Annotated in this window: 25 protein-coding genes and 1 pseudogene; 7 read left to right on the top strand and 19 right to left on the bottom strand. The window is 42.1% G+C overall.

All coding sequences use genetic code 11. The annotated features are described in order from the left end of the window. Window positions 1-11: 11 nt before the first annotated feature. The gene (proC, locus tag MKS89_RS07260) at window positions 12-848 is read right to left on the bottom strand and encodes a pyrroline-5-carboxylate reductase (protein ID WP_072957332.1); all 837 of its coding nucleotides are present in this window, start codon (window positions 846-848) and stop codon (window positions 12-14) included. A 30-nt stretch (window positions 849-878) separates the two neighbouring features. Next, on the bottom strand, window positions 879-1796 hold the full coding sequence (locus MKS89_RS07255) for an aminotransferase class IV (RefSeq protein ID WP_072957329.1): 918 nt from the start codon (window positions 1794-1796) through the stop codon (window positions 879-881). 185 nt (window positions 1797-1981) lie between these two features. On the opposite strand from MKS89_RS07255, the gene MKS89_RS07250 reads away from it, so the two are divergent. Further along, the gene (locus tag MKS89_RS07250) at window positions 1982-2689 is read left to right on the top strand and encodes a GntR family transcriptional regulator (protein ID WP_021020406.1); all 708 of its coding nucleotides are present in this window, start codon (window positions 1982-1984) and stop codon (window positions 2687-2689) included. A gap of 330 nt (window positions 2690-3019) precedes the next feature. Here the strand turns inward: MKS89_RS07250 and MKS89_RS07245 are convergent, their stop codons facing one another. The 3 genes and pseudogenes from MKS89_RS07245 to MKS89_RS07235 all read right to left on the bottom strand — a co-directional run. Next, on the bottom strand, window positions 3020-3460 hold the full coding sequence (locus tag MKS89_RS07245; RefSeq protein ID WP_072957326.1) for a hypothetical protein: 441 nt from the start codon (window positions 3458-3460) through the stop codon (window positions 3020-3022). Window positions 3461-3494: 34 nt separating this feature from the next. Beyond that, window positions 3495-6761 (bottom strand): hypothetical protein, encoded by a 3267-nt coding sequence (locus MKS89_RS07240; RefSeq protein WP_072957324.1) that lies wholly within the window; start codon window positions 6759-6761, stop codon window positions 3495-3497. Between the two features lie 25 nt (window positions 6762-6786). After that, window positions 6787-6909 (bottom strand): annotated as a pseudogene (locus tag MKS89_RS07235) (IS3 family transposase); the annotation flags it as partial. 105 nt (window positions 6910-7014) lie between these two features. Between MKS89_RS07235 and MKS89_RS07230 the strand changes: the two are divergent. Beyond that, window positions 7015-7206, top strand: coding sequence for a hypothetical protein (locus MKS89_RS07230; RefSeq protein WP_072957322.1), 192 nt, complete (start codon window positions 7015-7017; stop codon window positions 7204-7206). A 16-nt stretch (window positions 7207-7222) separates the two neighbouring features. Here MKS89_RS07230 and MKS89_RS07225 read toward each other — a convergent pair whose 3' ends face one another. Further along, the gene (locus tag MKS89_RS07225; RefSeq protein ID WP_021020409.1) at window positions 7223-7420 is read right to left on the bottom strand and encodes a hypothetical protein; all 198 of its coding nucleotides are present in this window, start codon (window positions 7418-7420) and stop codon (window positions 7223-7225) included. A 157-nt stretch (window positions 7421-7577) separates the two neighbouring features. Between MKS89_RS07225 and MKS89_RS20895 the strand changes: the two genes are divergently transcribed. Continuing rightward, window positions 7578-7703 (top strand): hypothetical protein, encoded by a 126-nt coding sequence (locus tag MKS89_RS20895; protein ID WP_021020410.1) that lies wholly within the window; start codon window positions 7578-7580, stop codon window positions 7701-7703. 206 nt (window positions 7704-7909) lie between these two features. Here MKS89_RS20895 and MKS89_RS07220 read toward each other — a convergent pair whose 3' ends face one another. The 12 genes from MKS89_RS07220 to rsuA form a co-directional block, all read right to left on the bottom strand. Continuing rightward, window positions 7910-8767: an MBL fold metallo-hydrolase gene (locus tag MKS89_RS07220; protein ID WP_072957319.1), complete on the bottom strand. Its 858-nt coding sequence runs from the start codon at window positions 8765-8767 to the stop codon at window positions 7910-7912. A gap of 154 nt (window positions 8768-8921) precedes the next feature. Further along, the gene (locus MKS89_RS07215) at window positions 8922-9563 is read right to left on the bottom strand and encodes a LysE family translocator (protein WP_072957317.1); all 642 of its coding nucleotides are present in this window, start codon (window positions 9561-9563) and stop codon (window positions 8922-8924) included. A 622-nt stretch (window positions 9564-10185) separates the two neighbouring features. Further along, on the bottom strand, window positions 10186-11439 hold the full coding sequence (locus MKS89_RS07210; RefSeq protein WP_072957314.1) for an enolase C-terminal domain-like protein: 1254 nt from the start codon (window positions 11437-11439) through the stop codon (window positions 10186-10188). A gap of 74 nt (window positions 11440-11513) precedes the next feature. Next, window positions 11514-12251, bottom strand: a complete 738-nt coding sequence (locus MKS89_RS07205) for a FadR/GntR family transcriptional regulator (protein WP_198298120.1) — start codon at window positions 12249-12251, stop codon at window positions 11514-11516. A 114-nt stretch (window positions 12252-12365) separates the two neighbouring features. Continuing rightward, a complete protein-coding gene (locus tag MKS89_RS07200) occupies window positions 12366-13652 on the bottom strand; it encodes a TRAP transporter large permease (RefSeq protein ID WP_072957313.1) in 1287 nt (428 codons plus the stop codon). 4 nt (window positions 13653-13656) lie between these two features. Beyond that, entirely contained in the window at window positions 13657-14136 is a 480-nt protein-coding gene (locus tag MKS89_RS07195) for a TRAP transporter small permease (protein WP_072957310.1), read from the bottom strand. 14 nt (window positions 14137-14150) lie between these two features. After that, window positions 14151-15032 (bottom strand): TRAP transporter substrate-binding protein DctP, encoded by an 882-nt coding sequence (gene dctP, locus MKS89_RS07190; protein ID WP_205409146.1) that lies wholly within the window; start codon window positions 15030-15032, stop codon window positions 14151-14153. Between the two features lie 137 nt (window positions 15033-15169). Then, window positions 15170-16210 (bottom strand): L-idonate 5-dehydrogenase, encoded by a 1041-nt coding sequence (idnD, locus tag MKS89_RS07185; RefSeq protein WP_072957306.1) that lies wholly within the window; start codon window positions 16208-16210, stop codon window positions 15170-15172. Between the two features lie 10 nt (window positions 16211-16220). Next, complete coding sequence (locus tag MKS89_RS07180; RefSeq protein ID WP_072957304.1) at window positions 16221-16988, bottom strand: SDR family oxidoreductase; 768 nt, start codon at window positions 16986-16988, stop codon at window positions 16221-16223. A gap of 359 nt (window positions 16989-17347) precedes the next feature. Then, window positions 17348-18028: a DUF2913 family protein gene (locus MKS89_RS07175; protein WP_072957301.1), complete on the bottom strand. Its 681-nt coding sequence runs from the start codon at window positions 18026-18028 to the stop codon at window positions 17348-17350. Next, the gene (locus MKS89_RS07170; protein WP_072957299.1) at window positions 18025-19242 is read right to left on the bottom strand and encodes a Bcr/CflA family multidrug efflux MFS transporter; all 1218 of its coding nucleotides are present in this window, start codon (window positions 19240-19242) and stop codon (window positions 18025-18027) included. Before MKS89_RS07170 ends, MKS89_RS07175 begins: the two co-directional genes overlap by 4 nt. Window positions 19243-19311: 69 nt before the next feature. Further along, window positions 19312-20025 carry a 16S rRNA pseudouridine(516) synthase RsuA gene (rsuA, locus tag MKS89_RS07165; RefSeq protein WP_072957297.1) on the bottom strand — a complete coding sequence of 238 codons (714 nt, stop codon included), beginning with the start codon at window positions 20023-20025 and terminating at the stop codon, window positions 19312-19314. Between the two features lie 89 nt (window positions 20026-20114). Here rsuA and radD point away from each other — a divergent pair, with 89 nt between their 5' ends. The 4 genes from radD to MKS89_RS07145 all read left to right on the top strand — a co-directional run bounded on the left by radD (window position 20115) and on the right by MKS89_RS07145 (window position 23366). Further along, window positions 20115-21860 (top strand): DNA repair helicase RadD, encoded by a 1746-nt coding sequence (gene radD, locus MKS89_RS07160; protein WP_072957295.1) that lies wholly within the window; start codon window positions 20115-20117, stop codon window positions 21858-21860. Window positions 21861-22002: 142 nt separating this feature from the next. Continuing rightward, entirely contained in the window at window positions 22003-22281 is a 279-nt protein-coding gene (rplY, locus tag MKS89_RS07155) for a 50S ribosomal protein L25 (RefSeq protein WP_021020425.1), read from the top strand. Window positions 22282-22763: 482 nt separating this feature from the next. Continuing rightward, window positions 22764-22943, top strand: coding sequence for a hypothetical protein (locus MKS89_RS07150; RefSeq protein ID WP_072957292.1), 180 nt, complete (start codon window positions 22764-22766; stop codon window positions 22941-22943). Window positions 22944-23144: 201 nt separating this feature from the next. Beyond that, window positions 23145-23366, top strand: a complete 222-nt coding sequence (locus MKS89_RS07145; protein WP_072957290.1) for a hypothetical protein — start codon at window positions 23145-23147, stop codon at window positions 23364-23366. Window positions 23367-23409: 43 nt separating this feature from the next. On the opposite strand, the gene MKS89_RS07140 is transcribed toward MKS89_RS07145, so the two are convergent. Next, on the bottom strand, window positions 23410-23664 hold the full coding sequence (locus tag MKS89_RS07140; protein WP_021020428.1) for a DUF1289 domain-containing protein: 255 nt from the start codon (window positions 23662-23664) through the stop codon (window positions 23410-23412). Window positions 23665-23744: the final 80 nt, after the last annotated feature.

The raw sequence follows: 23744 nt of genomic DNA, 5'->3' as shown, positions 1-23744 counted from the left end.
AAGATTTTTCGTTACTGACTGCTTAACTCCATTGAAATTTCTATACTGCGCTGACAAGCAGCTTCGCAGCAGGCTTTTATTTGCTCAGTGATAAGACCACCGTGAGCTAATCTCTCTAATCCGGCTTGTGTTGTACCGTTAGGACTCGTCACATTTTGACGTAACTCTGCGACCGATGATTCTTGTTGCTCAATCATTTTTGCCGCCCCAATAAAGGTGTCTTTTGCGATTTTTTGTGCTAAATCTTCAGGCAACCCCATTTTGGTTGCTGTATCCATAAAACACTCACAGAAGTAAAAAATATAAGCAGGGCCACTTCCAGAAACCGCTGTCGCCGCATGCATCTGATCTTCATGATCTAACCAGTAAAAATTGCCTAACGGTTCAAACAAAGCCGCGGTTTTATCTCTAATCTCCGGCCCCGCATCCGTGTAAGCAACCACGACACCTTTACCAACAAGCACAGGTGTATTCGGCATGATACGGACAATACTTGCAGCGCTGGTAAAAATAGACCGTAATTGTTCAATGCTGACACCAGCCGCAATCGACATGAGGCAGGTATCAGAACCAACAAGCTGACGATAATCTGGTGCAAAAGCACCAATCATCTGTGGCTTTAGTGCGAGTAAAACATCGCTGAAGTTAACTGAGCGCAACTGTTCAATTTCATCAGGCTTATATGTATTAATGCCGAGTTGTTTAAATTGGCTTAATACACTTTCGTTCATATCCACCAGATAAATGTGTGATGCATCGAGTCCTGTTTTCAACCAGCCCTGTATGATGGCACCACCCATTTTGCCTCCACCAATAACCAGCATTGTCATTTTTTGTGGCTGAGTCATAATTCAATTCCCTTTCATCATCAGAACAAGTTACTTCAAATTTGACGCCAATTGCTTATAGAGTTGGCGAATCTTCATGACTCCCTCTCCGGGGACACCATCCCCAATAACTCTGCCATCGATATTTATGACAGGGACCGGCCCACCAAACGTACCCGTGGTAAATGCTTCATCGGCACCATAAACCTCGAATAATGAGAAGTCTTTTTCATAAACAGGAATATTATTTGCGTGACATACGTCAATCACTTTCTGACGAGTGATTCCGTTCATACAGTACTTACCAGAAGATGTCCAAACTGCACCTTTTCTGATAATAAAGAAGTTTGTTGAGTTGCAGGTACTTACGAAACCGTGTGGGTCAAGCATTAACGCTTCATCGGCACCGGCTTTCTGAGCCTGAATAAGAGCCGTTATGCAATTAAGTTTGCTGTGGGAATTGAGCTTAGGATCCTGGCTGTTTGGCTGTCCCCTGACGACATGAACCGTAAACAGAGACATACCTTTATCGACAACTTCCTGACTTGGTTTACTGTGCTCAGCGATGATAACTATTGTCGGCTTGGTTATGGTCAGTTTAGGATCCTGAAAAGGCTTACGCTTTTTACCTCGGCTAACCATCAGTCTTAGATGCGCATCATCAACCATGTTATTAGCTTCTAACGTTCCATATAACGCTTTTACCAAATCCGCTCTTGGCATATCTAGCGGGATATCGAGAACTTTTGCCGATTCATACAGACGATCAAGGTGGTCTTCAAGAAAAGCAATTTGACCATTGTACACTCTGAGACCTTCCCAGATACCGTCCCCCAACATGAATCCACTGTCATAAACAGAAACCATTGCCTCTTCTTTCGGCACCAACTTTCCATTGACATAAATTAATATCGAGTCGTTTCTAATATCTTCCTCTGAAGCGTGAGCACTAAACGAATGTGATGACATACTTCTTCCTTGAATGTGTATGGAATGTTAACGTTTTGTTTCATGCTATGACCAAAAAACAAACATGTCAACAGTAGGATTGTTGACAATCATACAAATCACTGTTTACTAAATAACCCAAATAGGTTAAGTTTTGATAGTAAAATCGTTTAATAAGTACCGTTCCATTGAGCATTAGTGAAACTATGAGTATTACAAATCTAAAACCTATAACTAAAGACAGAACCCTACGCTCTAATGTTGCAGAACAGTTGAGAGAAGCCATTATTCGAGGGGATTTAACTCCGGGAACCAAATTAACAGAATCCCTGTTGTCCTCTCAGTTAGGCGTTAGCAGAGGACCGTTAAGAGAAGCCATCAGACAACTGGTTGATCAAGGACTGGTTGAGACTATCCCCTATACAGGGACCTACGTCGCCAATATTTCTGTCCAATCAATTCAGGAGCTATACACGTTCAGAACAGAGATCGAACAGTTTGCTTTTAGACTGGTCTGGGACCAACGTACTCCTGAGTTTTATACTGAAATGAAGCAACAACTCGATAAATTGACCAAGGCTATAAAAGAAGAAGACAGAGACGCCACAATTATAGAGGAACTGGAATTACATAATATTGTATATAAATATTGTGGACATACTCTTCTGCAGGATACATGGAAAAGATTGAGAGGACGTTTACACCTCTATTTTACGTTACATCAGAAAGCTCATAATCGTTCAGGTCCTCGCGTAGATGCTCATGATACTTACGTTGCACTTGCCTGTGGCGATTCACTGGATTTAATGCTTAATCACGTAAAAGACCACATGCAACAAGGTTATAGTAAAGTGGAAATGTTAGTCGGATTTATTCAGGAATCCATTGATTCCAGTAACGCGAAGGCTATCTAAATTTGTTCCCCTTAAACCATATGGGAGTAATGGGTCTGAACCAATTATCCCAATGGGGATACTAAACCAAAAATCGCGATGTTAACCATTCACGCCTATTTAAATAAAAATCGAGCCGTTCGTTAGTACTTCTGTTTGGGGCTTTTGAATGATTGACGATCTGACCAACTGAATGGGCCAACCCGTAGCTTGTGAAACTGCCAGTTGTTGAAAGTGCACAAACAGACCTAACGCTCTACTAAATCACTTCTGGACAGAAATGAGCTAGCACTATTGCTATAACTCGTTTCTGTCATATTAGTAAAAGTATATTGAGGCCTTTAGCTCTTGTTATAGCCCACTGCATATTCTCGCGTAGACATCATCCAGACTACCTTTGTCCGTTAGTGATGAATGTCGCCCGTCTGGTTCAATGCTAAGTTCGAACGAATTATACCACTCAGTTCTAGGCCCAATGTAGACCTCAGCATGACAGGACCCATTATCATTAAACTGATCAGCTGTAATGTCTATTACTAAATCTCCGTACTCTAGCCAAGCATGAGATCCAATTTCTCCATCGTCGCCGCCATCCCGACCATGAACGTAACTGTATATAATGCCTGTTTGATCGAAAATGTATGTTGCTAGCGTTTGTGATGTATCACCGCAGCAAGCTGTTGGAAATTGGCAAATACCCATTGATGAGTTCCACGGAAAAGCCGATTTAGGAAACGATAAAATCGCTTGTCTAAACCTTTTTGCAATTTCTTCTATCTGCTCAGTTTTCATTATTCTACCGCGTGTTTTGACTTGTTATAAGGCTTCAATGACTAAACTTCCTTTTTAGAGACTCAATTATAGGAGCATTACATACACCTTCTGGGATTAGAGGGTCATCATCTGAATGAATAGCCATCACTTCTATATCATTAGGCCCTATCTTCCATGCCTCTAAAACATTAATGTCAAATTTTCGGATTGATTTTTTCTTCGCTAATGAGTTCTCTATAATCCGTTCATTCCTAACTACTGCATAGCTCAAAATATAGCTTTTCCGCTCATCAAACGCAGATAGAAACCTATTAAGATTTTCGGATGTCGAAGGGGTCATTGTGTTTTTTCTGGCAATCATCTGAACAGTTTTGTTCGAGTCAAAAGTGAAGTTTTCACTAATACAAACTCTGTAATGTGCAGGATTTTTTCGGTCAATATTTCTAATAATTGATATTCTTAATCGATCTTCTCTGTCTTCACTACCAATTTCATTTTCTAAATCTGCAAAAATAACTTCTGCAGCTTTTTCATCTTCAAAAAGTAAAGTTAATTCAATATCTCCATTAGGATAAATTGCATATCCAGTCCCACACCATACAGTTCTATCCCACAACCTTATTTTGATAAGATCCTGTACCTTCATATCTTTATGGGTCAAGCTTTCACCATCAATCAACCCTTCGGGTGGCTCTCCGTTGCCAGGCTTCAAATCGCTCAATGGTTTGCTCGCCGGTTTAGACTTTGGAAAGCTAGAATCCCATGGCAACGAACGTAGCATGTCGTATTTTTTGTGTTCAGAATCACGCAGAAGAGACTTAATACGACTAACGGCATCATTACCCATTATATTTTGCAAACCAACAAAACATGACCCAAATGATACAGAACGCTCTAGAGCTCTGTCTTCGCCAAGCATAGATTCCAGAGTCCTCTCTGTATTTTTGGGCCTAACCATGCGTGAGAATACGTCAATTACAAAATCATGAAGCCATTCTTGAATAATTTTTTGCCCAGAAACGTTCAACATATCAGGGGGGAATGATGAACATAGAACATTCATTTTTAGAGTTCCACTTGCATCATCTACTTCATGTGATATCTCTATTTCATCATCGTCATCGGCTGTAATTTCAATTTCAAGGCGAGACTCGTATACAAATACTTCATCAACCATTCCTGTTGAGAAAAAACCTTCTATGACAGAAAGTAGTGTTTCCGCTAGCTCTACCAAAGGACTTCTAAACGGAAAAGAAACTCCAATTTCACAACCCATAACATAACTTTTCAAGTGACCATATCTTTCTTCACAATCAATTATTTCTGGTACAGATGCACCTAAATCTGTATCTCTAACCATTTTTAGATAATCTATATACTCGGCGTCTATATTCAATTCAAACTCTTTTTTTACAAGATCTTCATGACCCAGTGAATACAACAGCATAGATCTACTAACGAATAATTGCGCTTTATCCAAAAGATCGGGTAATCGTTGAATAGAACTTAGCCGGTCGATAGGGGTATTGAGTATGCATTGAGACAAATATGCATCGAAAAAAAGATATTCAGTTTCTGATATAGTTTGTTCTTCAACCAGAGACGAGGCAACAGATGCCAGCTCCCACCATGCGAGAGCGTAATTTACACGGCCTAACTGAAGTTCAACTTTAGCAAGCCGTATATATGCATATACTTGAGCAGATAGAATGTCACCGCTACGCCAAAATTCGTCTGTAACTATTGATGCAGCGAGCAATAAATTCGCACGCGATGCCCAAAGCAAACCAACTTTCCTGTAAGCCTCTGAAAGAATATTTAATGCAGCATAAAGTTCTTTCTTGGACTCCTTTTTGTATAGCGCCGCAAGAGATTTACCAATTAACTTTATTGATTGATATGGTTCGTTAGATTCTAGGCGCCTTGCGCCCCTTTTTAGCCAGAGAACAGCCCCCCTAACCTCGCCATCACGACGTGAAGTGTACTCTGTGATATAGTCAAGTAAATTTTCATAACTTTCTAATTCACCAAAAAAACTATCCAGCTCGGTAACCAAGTTAGATAGTTCATTAAATGAGAAACCTACTAACTTCTCACCTTCTTTCATAATTTCGTGCATTGATGAAAATATGGCTGAAGCTTGGTCTATATTCTTGATGGAATGCAAATTTAGCAATTCAATATAGATCCGAGACATCAGAGAATTACTGGGTCGTTCGTCCTTTTTTGCAAGCTTATTTAGTTCACCTTTTGCCTCTAACAGAAGCGATTCGATATCCAAATCACTTTCACCCTCACTACCTCGATAGTAGCTCGAATAAAGGCCAAGAAGCGATACTGTATTTCCCCATTGACCCGATTGCTCAATTCCTTTCGCTATCTGCAAACATAACAATAGCTGCTCACCAAATATAGCAATGTCTTCAAACCACCAATAGGCAGCCCAAGCATACTGATAATGAGCATTAAATCGATGGAAATTTGTGCCAAATTTTTCAGCCGCTTTGATGGCTCTTAGAAAAAGACCCTGCGTTTCAATTGAGGGTTTTTCGAGCTCCTTTGACAATACCGCTACCTCTAATAACCAATCCAATTGATGAGGGAGCACTTTACTAGTGTCTATTTCATTTTTTATTGATTCTTCGAGCTCATTTAGCCTTACATTTCTAGCATAGTCATTAACCCCGATTTCTATTTCTCGGCGCCAATCTATATCAATCGACAAGCAATCAATCGCTAACTGTTCGTAGCCATGAGTAAATATTTGATCTAGTATCCAAGATATATCTAGAATTCTTACATCAATTCCAGTTTCTTTCTTTAGCGAGTCTTCCAACTCACTTCGCTGATTAGCTTTTGCATACATATTTGTGACACAAAATACTTTTTTGTAATCTCTGTCAGTAGCTTTTATTTTTCGAACATCTTTCTTGCACTTAGCTTTCCAAGCTTCTTGTGTGCTTACTGCAAAAGCCCATCGTTCGTTGTTGGAATTTTCATCAACTCCAATATACCAAAGAACTTTAGATTGCTCTGATACGGGAAAGGTTTGTGTATCTACCTTTCCATCACCACCAGCAACCGGACCTGTTTGCTCCAGCAGATTTGGACATATGACTTTTTCACAGAGTTTTTTAGCGAAATCTTCAAATGCTAACTCCATATTTCTTCTGTTAAGCGTAGACAGCTGAAATTCCAAAACAGAACGATCTAGTTTACCTACTTCCTTTATTATTGAGTCGGAAAAACGCTCTGGTCTTCTAGCTTTTAGGAATACCCTTGGCGAAAGACTTGAAGTACTTGCTATCTCTGCTCCCATTTTTCACCCCTTTTCTGTAGTGGTCACTAAAATTGGCCACGGTTTTAGAGTTTCCCCAATACAGTCGTTCAGACTCATTGGGTGTTAGACCACCATTATATTGATGTGGCCTGAGTTGGCTGTAGTAGCCCGTGATGTATCGAGTTATATTGGTCTTATTTTTCCTTGCACTCTCAAATTACAGAACATGTCTATACAGTCATGGGTGCTCAACTAGACTCATAATCTGCCATTAAAAAAAGTAGGTCAAGGAATGAAAAGAGAAAATGGTCAAGAAGCTCGTGCCAAAATTAAAATGGAGCATAAACCAGTTACCACCGTTTTAATCATCAAAATTTCTCTCAAACAATACACCTACGATGCTCAGCATGTGATTCAGTCCCGCGATCAGGGCCGGTTCTTAGAACTTGATCAAAACGAGCCGCAATTGCGGCTCGAAAATTAAATAAACCAATCAACCATCATGCCAAATCTGATTCATCCGGCTCCTCATGATAGCGCACATAATGGGTGGTAATCAGGTTATTCAGATACAGCAGCACGTTGCGCAGCTCTTGACTGTTGTGTCGCTGTTCGGCTTCAAACATTTCTTCTAACTGGCGCAGGTATTCGCGGGCTTTTTGAGCAAATTGATGATCGTAAGGGATGGTTTCATACATAGGTTGTCACCTCTTCTTGTGATGAATGGTACGTCACCACACAAAGGTCTCAAACTTTGAGTGGCGAACCGGACAGGTTTGAGACAACCGCTCACAAGAAACGGTGCGCCAAAGCGCCCCTATCCAGTCCACCATAATTCAGGTGTGCTGAAGTTACATGGAAATATCAGCAGAGCTGGCATTTTACATGTCTTGTGAAGAAAATACAGGGGTCTCAATCCCGACACTGGATTTTGCCAGTGCATTCACAGGCTATCAGTTTTTAGATCGACAAAAGTATTAAAAAAGTATGAGATTTTGGATGTGAGTTCTCAAAATAATCAGCCGATGAGCGTTTCAGTGAATTTTGGGACCGTCAGTTTTAAAAAGGAACTGAACAGAAATGTTTTAGTGTCACTGCCTTAATGTGTTTCTATCAGATTAGGAAAAGTATTTTGAAAATTTACCCATGAGTTAACAAAATAACGCCATAATAACTGTCGGGTGATTTTATTTATTAGCATTTGCTTGCAATTCTGCTAATTTTTTCTTACCTATTTCTTCTTGCTTATTTAAAAATTCAAAGAAGCCCTTACTATCGATGAAATAGTTCTTTTTACTGTCATTTATACCCAGTGCTCTTTCTTCGAATAAATGATTTTTGTGAGGATGATTGGCTAAATTTACACTCACTTTTGGTTCCTGTAAGGCTATGGTTCTTATCCTTTCCATGCTTTTTATGAACTCGCCAACGAGTTTAATATCTGTCTTTGATGGGCTATGCCCTCCAACCATAAAAGCTCGATACGGGATGCCAGCATTTTTAACCATAAAATCAATAGATACACATCCTTTAGTATGGCCTGGTGTAATATAAAAAGTAAATTTCGTATCCCCAATGACCAAATGGTCACCATCTTTTACGAATACATCTACGTGCGGTGCTTCGAAATGTCCTTTCCCTTTACTTTTTGTCGACTGCTCCTTCGCCAATTGGAGTTCTTCTTTTGACATCACCACCTTACTACCATAATGCCTTTGTATATACTCCGCATTACCAACATGATCTGAATGACCATTTGTAACAAGTATGTATTTGATATCTGAAGGGTTGAGCCCCAATTTTTCTACGTTGCTAGGTATCCATCGGCCATAAGGACTTTCCAGTGTTTCGATCAGTACCAGTCCGTCTGTTGTCCGGACAAGATATGATGAAGCCCACTTATCACCCACATAAAACAGATCGTCAAACATTTGAAAAGGCTCTACATAACCGTTCTTATCAGTTTTTTCAGGAATAAACTCTTTCGCATAAGATTGAGAAACGCTAAATAAACAGATTAAAAACGAGATGAGAATGTATTTCATATATTCTCCATATCATACTAAAACGTTTGGGGGCAGAAATTTGTTAGCCAGAGACTTTTTGAAACACCTCTGGACAAAATCTTCTTAGCTCAAATCATTCAGTGGCATCATTTCAGATAAGAAAAATATCTTGAAACCTTAAACGTTTGCTAGTTTATACTTGATTTCGCTTAAAGGCAGACATTACTAGCCCTAATCCAGCTAACGCGAACATACCAGACACGACCCTATCAACCCAATGACCAATTTTTTGGTAGGTCTTCATAACGCCATTAATTGAAAACAGTATTGAATAAATGGCGTTAACGAAAAAGCCAACCAGCATGCATGTAATCACTGCCGAAACTAAAAAGGTAATATCATTGTTTGCACCCATACCGACAGATAACGCTGCCATCCATGCAATGACAGTTTTGGGATTGGATGAATTCAGAACAAAGCCTCGTATGAACCATTTGCTATACCCTATTTCATTGGTTTGATTTTGGGATATTGTCGATGCCGAGTTAAAAGATGACTTAAACGAGAGATAAGCCAACCATAGAAGGTATATCCCTCCAATGATTTTTAGAAACATCAATAAATAGACCGACCCTTGTAGAATCACTCCCAATCCACTCGCCGCAACGATACCCCACAACAGAAGACCCATCGAAAGACCCGCACCATAAACAAGGCTTATTTTTCTACCTTTACTCATAGCTATTGTTGCATTAGAAATATTCGCCGGCCCTGGCGAAACCGCCACAATAAAAAACGCAAATCCTATTGAAATTAACGATAAAACATCAATCATAGTATTCCTCTGTATTAAAGAAACGGACAGTTATTAGGCAGCATATTATTTTCTATAGTTTCTGTCTATGGTCTATTTTCTGTAGCCTTCATTTAAATTAACCTATTGAATAAAATATGAAAAATCAATAAATTCTCATAAAATTCAGACAATATTACCGCACTTTATTATCTATGGCTCAATGAGTGTATGAGTACAATGGTTCTTTTATTTTTCATTAGATAAATTAGGTCAAAATACGACAAAATCTATTGCAAAGTAAAAATAGCCTAGCCAACTATGGGGCAGAATTGAGTGATTACCTAACCGTTTTAATCATTAAAATTTTCTCGCAAACAATACACTTACGATACTCAGCATGTGATTCAGTCCCGCGAGCAGGGCCGGTTCTTAGAACTTGATCAAAACGAGCCGCAATTGCGGCTCGAAAATTAAATAAACCAATCAACCATCATGCCAAATCTGATTCATCCGGCTCCTCATGATAGCGCACATAATGAGTGGTAATCAGGTTATTCAAATACAGCTGCACGTTGCGCAGCTCTTGACTGTTGTGCCGCTTCCGGCGTCAAGCGCTGAACTTAACAGGATAACCTTGATAAGTTCAGCGAGTTTAAAAGGACTAAGGACGAGACGCGGTGCCATCTGGCGTTCTGGCATTCGTCCATGACGGTATACCGCCTTCAATTGGGTATTTCTTGGCTAAATCTTCATTGATGTCGATCCCCAAACCGGGTTTATCATTGACGTACGCATAGCCTTGATCGATCTCAGGACACCCGGGGAAGACTTCGCGAAGTGCGTCATTCATTGGGGTGTATTCTTGAATGCCCATATTCGGACTATTCAGGCTAAGATGCATATTGGCTGCAACGCCTACCGGAGAAATATCACCCGGTCCGTGCCAAGCAGTGCGCACACCACACTGTTCACTCATTACCGCCAGTTTCTTCGCCGGGGTTAACCCGCCGATCATACTGATATGGCAGCGAATGAAGTCAATTTCTTTATTAATAATCAACTGCTTATAATCATTCGGCGAGGTAAACAGTTCGCCCATCGCAATCGGTGTTGACGTTTGTTGACGGAAGGTTTTCAACCAGTCCACATTTTCCGGAGCAACCGGGTCTTCGAGATAAAAGAGTTGATACTCTTCGACATTCTTTGCCAGTTGTAATGCATTAATCGGCGTGATCCGCTCATGCACATCATGAATAAATTCAATGCCAAACCCGAGCTTATTGCGTAAGTGATCGAACAGTTTCGGCACCGCTTTCGCGTAAGCCTCCGGATCAAAATAAATGCCATGGGTTCTATTTCGCGGAGACCGTTTCGGCTGAATGTTTTTTGCGCGATCCAATTTGTTGGCAATCAGCTTCAGATCTTCAGTACCTGCGCCACCATACATCCCCATCTGACAACGCACGTATTGATAACCTTCTTCCATTGCGGCACGAATACTGTCTTCAACCGCCACCTCATCTTCACCATCGGTATGACGATAAAGTGGAACGCCATCACGGCATCGCCCGCCCATTAAGTCATACACCGGCATTCCGGCGACCTTACCTTTCAGATCCCACAATGCCATATCAACACCCGATAATGCATTATTGGCAATCGGGCCATTGCGCCAATAGCCACTGACCATTGCAGACTGCCAGATATCTTCAATACGCGCCGGATCTTTGCCAATCAGAAACGGTTTCAGGTAATCATCGATGGCCGTTTTCACAGCGACAATCCTTTGCGTGAATGTGGCACATCCCAATCCATAAATTTCTGGTTCATTGGTCTCAATTTTAACGACAGCTAGGTCAATCCCACCAGGCGCGGTAAGAATCGTTTTTACATTTGTAATCTTCAATGTATTCATGAACTGGCCTCCAACTTGTCAGTTGTCCTACATTTATATCGATAAAAAATGTCCTCAAGGACATTTCATGTGGATTACTCCCCGAACTTCTCTAAAGCATCCACGTTATCACCCATCGCTTCATCGAGTATCTGAATTGCTTTTTCGGCATTCCGTTCAGCAATTGCCAAATAAACTTCTCGATGAGCATCAATACTTTTTCTAGAAATACCAAACACACGATTAATCTCTTCCAGATAGTATAAATACATATCCTTCATCAAGGTCATCGCCAATATAAACATACTGTTATGTGATGCTTTCACGATTGCCAAATGAAAGTCGTAATCCGCTAATGAATATTTCTTATATTCGTGCGTGAAAAGCCACATCTGACTTAATGCTTTTTCCATGGCTTCCAAATCACTTTCTGTCGCATATTTGACAGCAAGTTGAATGCACTTAAATTCAACTGTTTTTCTGAATGTCAGCATATCGAAAAAGTCACTTTCACTTAAGTGCATGACTGGTTTAACGAAGTCTTGATTAAACATTTCTTGATCAAATTCTTCGGAAACAAAGGTCCCCTTCCCTTGATAAGTCACAACAATGCCATAATCCCGCAGCTTTTGAACAGCACTACGAATACTGACTCGACTCACTTCAAACAGATCAGCAAGCTTTGGCTCTGATGGTATTTTTGTACCCGGCGGCCAAATATTATTACAAATGTTTGCCTTAATCTGATCGTAAACAACATCTACGACATTATGTTTTTTAATTGCTTTGAGGCTCATATCAAAATTAAATCGGTCCAGTAACTTGTAGGACATTATCATCGAACACTAATAGTGAGTAAACCACTTTCGTTGTCAGCCAATACTATCCTGTAATCTAATACTACCCTGCAATAATATGACATGAGCCTGTCCGCTTAACCTCGTAGCTTAACCTCGTAACATTGATGGTAGCCATGTCGATAGCGCTGGCATGTAAGTAAATAGTAAACCACACAACCACTCGACCGCGATAAATGGCAAAATCGCTTTGCTCACCGTACTGACGGGTTGCTTACTGATCCCACATGCAACAAACATGGTCGTTCCGAATGGCGGTGTCGCCTGCCCCAAAGCCAACAGGAACACAAAAATCAGCCCAAAATGCACCGGATCCACACCGAAAGAGATAGCAATCGGCGCAAGAATAGGCGCCAAGATGAGATTGGTTGCCCCAACCTCCATAAACATACCAAATAGCAAAAGAAGAATATTCACCAAGAACAAGAAAATATATTTGTTATCAGCAATATATAAAAATGCTTCAGTGACGATAACCGGTATTTCATAGTAGGTGATCAACCAACCAAACATCTGGGCGGTAATGACCAGCATCATTAAGTTAGCGGTACTGACGGCGGTGCTATGAATAATTTCCCAAGAGGATTTTAATGTCACTTCCTTGTAAATAACGAGGCAGACGATCAACCCATACGCCACGGCAACAACGGCGGATTCTGTTGGCGTGAAAACACCGGCATAGATCCCACCAAGAATAACGAGTGGCATAACCAGCGCCCACGATGCGGAGCGGAAAGACAGCAAAAACTTTTTGAAGCTAAAATTATCTTCCTTCGGATAATTTTCTTTTCTGGCCTTAAAGTAAGCGTATAAACATAAGGCGAAACCACAAATAATACCGGGAATCACGCCCGCCATCAGTAATTCAGAAACAGATGTTCCGGTGATATTGCCATAGATGACAAAGACAATACTTGGCGGAATAATAATCCCTAATGTCCCGCCCACCGCCTGTAGTGCTGCTGCATAATTTTTTGGATACCCGCGTTTTGTCATCTCTGGATACATCAAACCGCCAATTGCCGCAGTCGTCGCAACCGACGAACCAGAAATTGCTGCGAAGAATGTACAAGCAAGCAAAGAAACCAAGGATATACCACCAGAAATCCACCCGACGCATGAGTCAGCAAAGGCGACTAACCGCTTTGATAACCCACCTTCTGACATGATATTTCCGGCTAAGATAAATGCAGGGATAGCCAGCATTGAAAAATTATCTGCCCCGGTAAAAATTCGCTGTGCAATCACGAGAAATTGTAATTTATCATCCAGAAGTATGGAGACAATACATGAAAACCCTAAAGACCAAGTAATAGGCAGACCGATAATTAATGTAACGACCAGACTAACCAATAGAAATATTGCAGGATAATCCATAATCTTACTCTCCACCTATATTTTTCACTTTAAACATTGTTTCGTATCCATTGATGATTACTGCAAAGAAAGAGAGTAAAAAACCAACAAACATAATAAAGTAAATAATAGCTAAAGGAATTTGCATTGCCGGACTCAACTGATAGACACCCAGTTGAATAAATTTATAGGCGCAGTAAGAAAATATAAAAATAACGTTCATAGATATAATCAGTTTTACATAGTCAATTATCTTTTTCATCCGACCATGAATATAATTATCTATCACGCTGATTCTTATCATATCGCCATTATAAATAGCGACATTAAACCCGGAAACAATCATGATAACAAAAAGGTATCTCGATGCTTCTTCTGACCATGGCAAGCTATAGAAAATAACAAATCTCGTAAAAGTTTGCAGTAAAACCACGAACACCATCAATATCAAACTAACAGCAGATACAAACGAAGATATGGATTTTATCTTATTATACAATTCCATATTTAATATCCTCTTTAACCATGCTTAATTTTATCTAACATAGAACCATATTCTTCACGATAACTGTCTCTGAAGCCTTTAGAGTTGTCGATAAACTCCTGCTTATCTGGATGCGTGACCACAACACCTTGCTGTTTCAGATTTTCAAGTGATTTAATTTCCAGACTTCTGTTTAATTGACGTTCATAAATATTCATCTCACTCATGGTGTCGGTAAATATTTTCTTGTCTTCATCACTTAAAACATGCCACAACGCAGGATTCATGATCACAAAGACCGTTGAATAGGCATGTTCTGTAATCGCTAAGTATTTATTGACCTGACCAACGTTATTGGTATCAATCACTAAGATCGGATTTTCCTGCCCGTCAATCGCGCCTTGCTGCATTGCGGTATAAGCTTCCGACCAAGCCATTGGCACCGGATCTGCGTCGATATAGCGCCAAAATTTTTGGTGGGTTTGGTTTTCCATGGTCCGAATTCTAAGCTTTTTCACATCGCTCAACTGGTTGATCGGACGCACACTATTAGTCAAATTCCTAAATCCCGACTCCCAAATGCCAATCGCTTTTAAACCGACATGATCAAGTTGTGACATAAAATGCTGACCCACATCACCGAGGAATATCCGGTCCGCATGTTCATAACCGGAAAATAAATAAGGGATATCTAATACTGAAAACTCTTTCACAAAATTTGCGAGTACCGCTTGGTTCACAACGGTTAAGTCCAGTGTACCCATTTGGATATTTTCAATCGCGTCTCGTTCTCCACCAAGTTGTCCATTATGAAAAAGGTTTATTTTGTATCTTCCGTGTGTCCGCTCTGATATTAGTTGGGAGAATTTTTCCATCGTTTTGCCAATGGCTCCCATTTCAGAGGACACTTGACTCATTCTTAAGTTTATTACGCCATGTTTAGATGCAGAATAAACTTTTGAGTCTTTGCTTATCATAAGAAATGATAATAGGAAGACGAGGGCAAGAGATATAATTATGTTTTTCATTTTAGGCCTTCGCTATTATTAACTTATTAAATTTTTAAAATCACTTTGGTTGATTTAGATTTATCAGCAGCAGCAATGATGGCAGATTCTGCATCATCCAAACTAAAGACACCTGAAATCAGTGGCGTTGGATCAACTCTTTTTGTCTCAAGCCAATTCACAGCAACCGCAAATTCTGTATTAAATCTAAAGGAGCCTGTCCACTCGATTTCTTTGACCAGAAATTGGCTAATCGGATATTCAATACTGCTGTTTCCCATTCCCAATTGGATACATTTTCCATTCGGCTTGGTAAAATCAACGGTTGTTTGAATGGCTGAAGGAACCCCTGTTGCTTCAAACGTCACATCGAAGTAACCGTTATCTTGCTGATACTTGGTGACTTCTTCATGATCGAGCGGACTAAAGCTGTGATCGGCCCCCATGTCGATTGCAACCTTACAGCTACGCTCACTGACATCACAACCCAATACAACCTGAGCGCCAGCGGCTTTGGCAGCAGCAATCACTAAACCGCCAATCGTCCCTGAGCCAATAACCAGTACCTTTTTGCCAATCAAGCTACCTGCCTTATTCACGGCATGAATCGCAACACTTAATGGCTCAGAGAATGCCATGATTTCAGATGCAATTGATGCGTCATAAGGAAAGCACTGGTTGGTATTTACCGAAACGTACTGTGTGAAGCCACCTTGCGTGTGTGGGAAGTGTTGTGCACTGCCCATAAATCTCATGGACTGGCAATGATTAAGCTGACCATTGCGGCATCGCTCACACTGATAACAAGGCTGCGAAGGGTTTATCGCGACTTTCTGCCCCACTTTTAAAGCGGAACCCACTGGTGCTGTTTTCACGATACCCACAAACTCATGACCAATAATCATCGGCTCTTGAATCACAGACGCGCCAGCCCGTCCATGTTGATAGTAGTGAATATCTGAGCCACAGATCCCCCCAGCTTCAACTTGAACTAATACTTTGTCTTCCTCGTGATTCAAAATTCGATTTTCGATGATTAAGTCTTGTTCTGAACGAATAATGCAAGATTTTGATTGTACTTCTGTCATCACTTACTCCTCACAATACCGATAGCCAGCCGCCATCGACATAAATAATCTGGCCGTTAATATAGTTCGATGCACTCGATGATAAATACACAGCCGTGCCAATCAACTCATCAGGATGGCCCCAACGCTGAGTCGGATTACTGGCTTTAACCCAGTCATCAAAGTCTTTATTCTCAATCAATGCGGCATTCATATCGGTAAGGATGTAGCCCGGCCCAATCGCATTCGCTTGAATGTTATATTGTGCCCATTCAGCCGCCATCGCCTTCGTCAGCATTTTCACACCACCTTTCGCTGCGGTATACGGCGATACCGTTGCTCTCGCGGCTTCACTGGTCAAAGAACCGATGTTGATGATTTTCCCGCCGGTTCCTTTTTCAATCATGCGTTTTGCTGCCTGACGAGAGACGATAAATACACTATTCAGGTTGACATCAATCACCTTTTTCCAGGCTTCCAGCTCTAACTCCACCATGGGTTTTCGATATTGGATACCCGCATTATTAATCAAGATATCAACATGAATCCCATCCCGGTCAAATTCTTCAAATACCTTTGATACTTGCGCCTCAGAAGATACATCGAATCTTTTCCCCAGAACTTGGAATCCCTCGCTTTTCAATTGAGCGACAGCAGCAGAGAGAGTGTCCTCATTCTGCCCATTCAAGATCACGCGAGCACCGGCATTCGCTAGCCCTTTGGCATAAGAAAATCCCAATCCTCTACCAGAACCCGTTACCAGAGCGGTTTTGCCATGCAAATCAAACATATTATTCATTTTAACTCCGTGTTAACACATTAGTTGTCTAACAAGTTAAATGAGAATATCACTTGAAAATTACAAAACAATCACTGAATTGATAGCATGAGTTATGGATCACGTTCCAAGAAAAACTTGTAGGACAGGTATGGATAAGGATTTTTTGTTGAAAATATGGGAGAGTCAGAGCCATCTTTTATCACAAAAAATGAGCACTGAACACCAGTGATTCAGTCTGCGAAAGACGGCCAGATAAAATAAAGTCTGAGCACGTTTTCACGTCTCAGACCTTTTCATCGTATTGGTTGAAGCTGCATTAGTTGAGGCCGCATTGCTTGATAGCAATGTGCCACCAATCAATATTGATCGAATCCGGCTCAATCAATCACAAATCCGAGGGGAATTTCTGCCAGTTGTTCTCCCCGATTTCCCGGATAGATCAAATACTCGCCGTGATATTTTACATTGGATTTATAATTGGTCTGTTTATGGACCATCAGACCTGCTTGCCAGGCTTGATCAACGAACTGAGTATGGTTACCCCGTACGAATAAGCTCATCGGCTGCGTCAGGATCGCGCCTTCGAAACAAGATTCACACTGCTGTGCACAAAGCGCTAATGAGTCGGGGCTTTCCGTGAATAACTGCACCTTACCGCAGCCGACCAGCGGTTCTGAAGTGGAGACCTCCCACCCTGCTTCTGTCATGGTATCCAGAAACTGCTCAATCTGTTGATCCGTGATCTGTTGATCGGTAATCTGCTGCTCGGTTGATGCGTCAGTGGTGAAGAACAGGTGATAATAAGCCGAGATCCGCTGAAATACACGTTCCAGTGCAGCATGATTCCCCTGAGAACGTCCGGCTTTCTGCCACCCTGTCAGGTCATCACCGACACAACGATGAAAACGTTGCTGTTTTAAAGCGTTCGTGACCCAGCGAATCAGGAAATGATTATTGGCAACCGGTGCATTCACCAGTTGCCCTCGTTGATGCGCTTGCGCTAATTCCGTCAACGCGGTATCCACCACCCGCTGAATTTCATCATGATAGGTCATCATGCGCTCCTTAAACTCTTTTCTGATACCCAGTAACTCACCCCAGATAAGACGGAACAGGTTGCCATACTGAACACCATCGGCCAGACTGCATCGCCGGGCATTGCCGCGACAATCACCCCGACGATGGAGCCGACACCAAAACGAAACGTCCCCGCCAATGATGAAACGGTTCCGGCGATGTGCGGATAGCCACTCATAAGCAGCCCCATCGCATTACTCCCGATGGTTGAAATCATCCCGATAAAGAGCACCACAAACGGCACGGTTCCCCATAATCCCCAGTCAAAGAACCAACCGATTAATAATCCGAGACCCGCCACAAACTGAATCAATAACCCAAAACGAAGCATGATGATCGAGCCGACTTTTTTGACAAAGCGACTATTCACACTAGTCATCAACATAATGCCCAAGATATTCAGACCGAACAGATAGCCGAATTTATCCGGACTCACGCCATAAATATCAACGTAGACAAACGAGCCAGCCGTTAAGAAAGAAAACATCCCGGCAAAAGAAAACCCACCACAAAGCATCAGACCGAATGAGCGTTTTGACTGACACAATTGCCAGTAGTTTTTCAGGGTCCGTTTCAGATCTAATGACTGACGGTTTTCTTCTTTTAAGGTTTCAGGAATCTTCCACAGCACCATCAAAATAACGAGCAACGCAAACCCCGTCAGCACCCAGAAAATTGAGCGCCAGCCGAATAAGACCGCCAAATGCCCCCCTAACATAGGAGCAACCAACGGTGCCAGCGTGATGACCAGCGTAATAAAGGACATCGCCTTGGCAAAATTTTCCTGATTGAACATGTCACGCACAACTGCCTGAATCACAACCGCAGCAGCAGCACCGGCAAATCCCTGTGCGGCACGGATATAGGTTAACGCGTCAATATCGTTGACACAGGCACATACGACCGAGCAGAGGCCAAATAAAACGATCCCCAGTAACATGACCGGACGACGACCATAGCTATCCGAAAACGGGCCTTGAACAAGCTGTCCCACTGTAAATCCGGCCGTATAGGCTGTTAAAGTCATCTGTACCGACCCGGCACTCACCCCTAAATCATGGGCAATCACGGGCATGGCCGGAAGATACATATCAATCGCTAGCGGTGTGATCGCACCAATCGCACCTAGAATAATGAAAAGTAATAAGTCCATCCGAGGAGAACTGTCATCTTTTAATACGTGCCCGGTACTCATAAATCTCCTATTTAAGTTATCGCCATTGTTCAGATGAACACATGATATTCATCAACATGCATTAAGAGGCTAATCATCCGTAGACTGGGATTCCCAGACTGACTGCACTTCGGCTTCGGTCAGATACCGATACTCACCCGGTGCCAGCGTCTCATCGAGACGGATTTGCCCGACTTGCTCCCGGTGTAACCCGACAACTTTGTTGCCAATGGCAGCAAACATGCGTTTCACCTGATGATATTTGCCTTCATAAATTTTCAGGCGTGCTTCCTTTTCATCCAGAATGTCAAGCTGAGCCGGTAAAGTCAGTTCCCGTTCATTACGTAACTGAATCCCCTGTTGAAATTGAGCAACCGCATCTTCGGCAATCGGATCAGCCAGCCACACATGGTAAACCTTGGCACATTGATGCTTGGGAGACGTCACCCGGTGAGACCACTGACCATCGTCGGTAATCAATACGAGTCCAGTCGTATCAACGTCCAGCCGCCCTGCAAAATGCAAATGTTTCAGGTGAGGCTCATCGAGCAACATAAAAGCGGTTTCATTAAAGCCATCTTCGTGAGAGCACACATAACCTTCGGGCTTGTACAACATGATATATTTAGGCCCGTGCAACTGTATCGGTTGATCCTGCCACGTGACTTCATCTGCTGCTGTCAGTTTCAGCGCACCACTTTTTTGGACCTGTTCATTGACACAAACTTCACCCTGTTTGATGACCTTCGTTGCTTCTTTACGTGTGATGCCCAAAGCATCACATAAAAATTTATCCAGACGCATGCGTACCTCATGATATTGAAGTGCGCTATTATAGCCACCTATCAGCCATTAGTTGAGCAGTTTCACACTTTTCTTAAATAATTGAATCTATGTATACACTTCGTCCTTATCAAAGTGATGCTGTGAAAGCAGTCATCCATTATTTTCGTCATCACCATACCCCGGCAGTCATCGTCTTACCGACGGGTGCGGGCAAAAGCCTTGTCATTGCAGAGCTGGCCAGACTGGCAAAAGGACGGGTTCTCGTACTGGCTCATGTGAAAGAATTGGTTGAACAAAATCATGAGAAATATGAAGGGTACGGCCTGAACGGTGCCATTTTTTCGGCCGGGCTTGGCAGAAAAGAGACCGATCAACAAGTGGTCTTTGCATCGGTTCAGTCTGTTGCGCGCCACTTATCGGCATTTAGTCATCAGTTCTCATTACTTGTCATTGATGAATGTCATCGTGTACCGGACAATCAAGACAGCAGCTACCAGAAAGTCATTGCGCACCTTCAGGCCCATAATCCCGGCATCAAAATTCTTGGCTTGACAGCGACGCCCTATCGGCTCGGAATGGGGTGGATCTATCAATACCATACCCGCGGTCAGGTTCGCAGCGAACAACCCCGTTTCTTCCGGGATTGTATTTTCGAGCTACCGATTCATTATCTGTTAGATGAAGCGTTTTTGACACCGGCAAAGTTGATTGATGCACCGGTACTCAGTTACGACTTTTCTCAGGTTAAGCCAATGGCAACCGGTGTTTATAAAACCTCTGAGCTGGACAAAGTCATTTCGCAGGCAAAACGTGCCACGCCACAGATCATTGCTCAGGTCATCCAACAAGCTCAAGACCGACATGGCGTTATGATTTTTGCTGCAACCGTTCATCATGCCCGGGAAATCTATGCCCTGCTCCCCGAATCAGAAACAGCAATTATCACCGGTGAGACACCAGCCCAAGAGCGAGATCACCTGATTCGACAATTTAAACAGCGTCAGTTGAAATATATGGTCAACGTCTCTGTATTAACCACTGGTTTTGATGCCCCTCATGTGGATCTCATCGCGATTCTGCGCCCGACCGAGTCCGTCAGTCTCTATCAGCAAATTATTGGCCGGGGATTACGCCTTGCTCCCGGTAAACAAGATTGCCTGATCCTCGATTACGCCGGTAATCAATACGATCTCGAACAACCTGAAATTGGCGAGCCCAAACCCGACAGTCAGAGTGAGATTGTCACCGTTCCTTGCCCCTCATGTGGGTTTAACAATAATTTTTGGGGCAAGTTAGATGCCGGCGGATTTTTGATTGAACATTACGGACGACGTTGTCAGGGCTACTTTACCGATGAAGACACGCAAGAGCGGCATCATTGCGGCTATCGTTTCCGGGCGAAGTATTGTCATGAGTGTGGTGCCGACAATGATATTGCTGCTCGCTTCTGCCATGAGTGCCAGGCCATACTGGTCGATCCGGATAAGAAACTGAAAGAAGCACTCAATCTGAAAGATGCGTTAGTGTTCGAATGTCTGAATATGGAGCTCAATCTACATAAAGATAATCACGGCAAGAACCAGCTAAAAATCACTTACCACGGAGAGAATCAGGCTCAAGTCCATGAATTCTGGCCTTTGACAACCCAAAAACAGAAACAACTGTTTCATCAACGTTTCGTCAGGCCGCATCTGGCAGATAAACACCGACCATTTCACGAATCATCACCAAGCCGAGTCATCGCCCATCAACATCGGTTTCGGCTGCCACAATTTGTGATTGCGCGTAAATCGGGCCGTTTCTGGAAGCTCAGAGATAAGATATTTGCCGATGAATTGAGCCAAAAGCATTAGATCACAAGATACTTATTGCCCGTAAATGCAGAGAATGATAGTATCCGCGCTCGTTTCATCATCTGTGTGAAACGGACTTCGTCTGGCAAGGTCGCATTGCCAGACTTAACCAAACCATTTACTAATTTTGAGAGTAAATAATATGAAATTTGAAGCAGTCTTACGTACTGAACTAGGTAAAGGTGCGAGCCGCCGCCTACGTCATGCTGGCCTATTCCCAGCTATCGTTTACGGTGGTGATGCAGCCCCTGTATCTATCGCACTGACTCATGATGATGTCATCAACCAAATGGACAAACCTGAATTCTACGAAGCAATCACTCTTGTGATTGACGGTGCAGAAGTTAAGGTGAAACCACAAGATGTTCAACGTCATGTGTTCAAGCCAAAAGTAACGCACATGGACTTCATCCGTATCTAATTCTCTTTAGAATTAGCCGGAGTAATCCAGCACCTTTTGCATAAAGATAATCGGCCTTACCAACCGTGATATCTACAGTTCAGAAACCCCGATGGCTACCAAACATCGGGGTTTCGCTATTTTATTCCCCTTCCCGCACGAAACGATAATAATAGGTAAGCAATCTGTTATGAAACGTTTAAAAAATGCACACAAAATTGTAACTCACCTCCCACCCCGGACAATTTTTGTTCAAAACTGCTCGGAGACGCCCCTCACTTCCCTTATACTTACAGCTAACAATCAAACACAACATAACGATCATAGGCATAACGTACACAAATAATAAACGTACACAAATAATAATAGTAAAGCGGTGAATCGCTAAAACAGATAACAGCACCGATTCATTCTGCTTCAGGTCTCTAACAACGATAAGTTTGGCTAACGAATGAGCAATGCTCTCGTTAGCCTTTTTATTTTTATCTTGAGGGGATTTGCAGATGAATTCTGAAACACAAGCGCAAGAACAAATTATCGCTGGCCTGAAAACCATTGGGAACAACTTTCTGAAAACAAGCAAGCACTTGCATAATGTTGAGAAAAGCTGTCGTGACGCTTCCACAAAACTTCAGCAAGCGGACGCTAATTCAACCGGAGACGACCGAAACAATCGTCACTAAACCACTGCCCGAAGAGATAGTCCAATGACTATCTCTTTTTTTATCAATGTTTCACAAAACACAACTTCGTACGCTGACATTCACTCATCTTCAAATATTTTTTGCCCAAGATCAAAAATAACTGAGAACTTAATCACTCCATATTGACGCAGTCACATAAAGTGGCTATTTTTTGAACAACACTCGCCAATAGGAGGTCACATGAAACATTCAAGTTCAACATATCGACTCAATATGATTAAGGAGGTCGCCCTAAAACAACACAGTCAATCTGACGATCCAATGTCAAAATACATCCATCATCTACTCCATGAACAACCTCGCCATGAAAAAAAAGCAGAAAGTCAGCGTCAGTTTTCGGGCAATCATTTTGATGAACGGGCTGGCGGTTGGGTCAGTGATCGCTGGTATATCAATAAATAATCAAAAAACAGGCCCACACAACATTTTGCATCGCTCTAAAACGTCATTCGAATAGATCGCGCTGCGGACTTTCTGAGTTGTGTTTGTCCAAATGGCCAGCGGCATGTTTTTTAGCCATTTTACGGCGATAACGCATTCTGCATAATTGAATGACATGGATCTTCTCAGCCGAACTCATCTTCAACCAACGAAGACGTTCGTCTCTGTTTCTCATACAGCCCCGACAATAACCTTTTTCATCCACTTCACACACACGGATACAAGGGCTGGGAATATCAAAAAATTCGAGTTGTTCCATGTCTTATGATCCAAAGTCTGATGCACTATCTATGTTTCGTTCAATATAGCTTGCGTCTGAAATGCATTTTCGTTCCGTTA

The organism is Vibrio gazogenes (genome assembly GCF_023920225.1).
Taxonomy (GTDB): Bacteria; Pseudomonadota; Gammaproteobacteria; order Enterobacterales; family Vibrionaceae; genus Vibrio; species Vibrio gazogenes.
Note: the sequence above shows the minus strand (reverse complement) of the source record. Positions and strands in the feature narration are given on the sequence as shown.

Coding starts and splice junctions, on each gene's coding strand:
- proC (WP_072957332.1), bottom strand. CDS start 848: ATGACTCAGCCACAAAAAATGACAATGCTGGTTATTGGTGGAGGCAAA.
- MKS89_RS07255 (WP_072957329.1), bottom strand. CDS start 1,796: ATGTCATCACATTCGTTTAGTGCTCACGCTTCAGAGGAAGATATTAGA.
- MKS89_RS07250 (WP_021020406.1), top strand. CDS start 1,982: ATGAGTATTACAAATCTAAAACCTATAACTAAAGACAGAACCCTACGC.
- MKS89_RS07245 (WP_072957326.1), bottom strand. CDS start 3,460: ATGAAAACTGAGCAGATAGAAGAAATTGCAAAAAGGTTTAGACAAGCG.
- MKS89_RS07240 (WP_072957324.1), bottom strand. CDS start 6,761: ATGGGAGCAGAGATAGCAAGTACTTCAAGTCTTTCGCCAAGGGTATTC.
- MKS89_RS07230 (WP_072957322.1), top strand. CDS start 7,015: ATGAAAAGAGAAAATGGTCAAGAAGCTCGTGCCAAAATTAAAATGGAG.
- MKS89_RS07225 (WP_021020409.1), bottom strand. CDS start 7,420: ATGTATGAAACCATCCCTTACGATCATCAATTTGCTCAAAAAGCCCGC.
- MKS89_RS20895 (WP_021020410.1), top strand. CDS start 7,578: ATGGAAATATCAGCAGAGCTGGCATTTTACATGTCTTGTGAAGAAAAT.
- MKS89_RS07220 (WP_072957319.1), bottom strand. CDS start 8,767: ATGAAATACATTCTCATCTCGTTTTTAATCTGTTTATTTAGCGTTTCT.
- MKS89_RS07215 (WP_072957317.1), bottom strand. CDS start 9,563: ATGATTGATGTTTTATCGTTAATTTCAATAGGATTTGCGTTTTTTATT.
- MKS89_RS07210 (WP_072957314.1), bottom strand. CDS start 11,439: ATGAATACATTGAAGATTACAAATGTAAAAACGATTCTTACCGCGCCT.
- MKS89_RS07205 (WP_198298120.1), bottom strand. CDS start 12,251: ATGTCCTACAAGTTACTGGACCGATTTAATTTTGATATGAGCCTCAAA.
- MKS89_RS07200 (WP_072957313.1), bottom strand. CDS start 13,652: ATGGATTATCCTGCAATATTTCTATTGGTTAGTCTGGTCGTTACATTA.
- MKS89_RS07195 (WP_072957310.1), bottom strand. CDS start 14,136: ATGGAATTGTATAATAAGATAAAATCCATATCTTCGTTTGTATCTGCT.
- dctP (WP_205409146.1), bottom strand. CDS start 15,032: ATGAGTCAAGTGTCCTCTGAAATGGGAGCCATTGGCAAAACGATGGAA.
- idnD (WP_072957306.1), bottom strand. CDS start 16,210: ATGACAGAAGTACAATCAAAATCTTGCATTATTCGTTCAGAACAAGAC.
- MKS89_RS07180 (WP_072957304.1), bottom strand. CDS start 16,988: ATGAATAATATGTTTGATTTGCATGGCAAAACCGCTCTGGTAACGGGT.
- MKS89_RS07175 (WP_072957301.1), bottom strand. CDS start 18,028: ATGATGACCTATCATGATGAAATTCAGCGGGTGGTGGATACCGCGTTG.
- MKS89_RS07170 (WP_072957299.1), bottom strand. CDS start 19,242: ATGAGTACCGGGCACGTATTAAAAGATGACAGTTCTCCTCGGATGGAC.
- rsuA (WP_072957297.1), bottom strand. CDS start 20,025: ATGCGTCTGGATAAATTTTTATGTGATGCTTTGGGCATCACACGTAAA.
- radD (WP_072957295.1), top strand. CDS start 20,115: ATGTATACACTTCGTCCTTATCAAAGTGATGCTGTGAAAGCAGTCATC.
- rplY (WP_021020425.1), top strand. CDS start 22,003: ATGAAATTTGAAGCAGTCTTACGTACTGAACTAGGTAAAGGTGCGAGC.
- MKS89_RS07150 (WP_072957292.1), top strand. CDS start 22,764: ATGAATTCTGAAACACAAGCGCAAGAACAAATTATCGCTGGCCTGAAA.
- MKS89_RS07145 (WP_072957290.1), top strand. CDS start 23,145: ATGAAACATTCAAGTTCAACATATCGACTCAATATGATTAAGGAGGTC.
- MKS89_RS07140 (WP_021020428.1), bottom strand. CDS start 23,664: ATGGAACAACTCGAATTTTTTGATATTCCCAGCCCTTGTATCCGTGTG.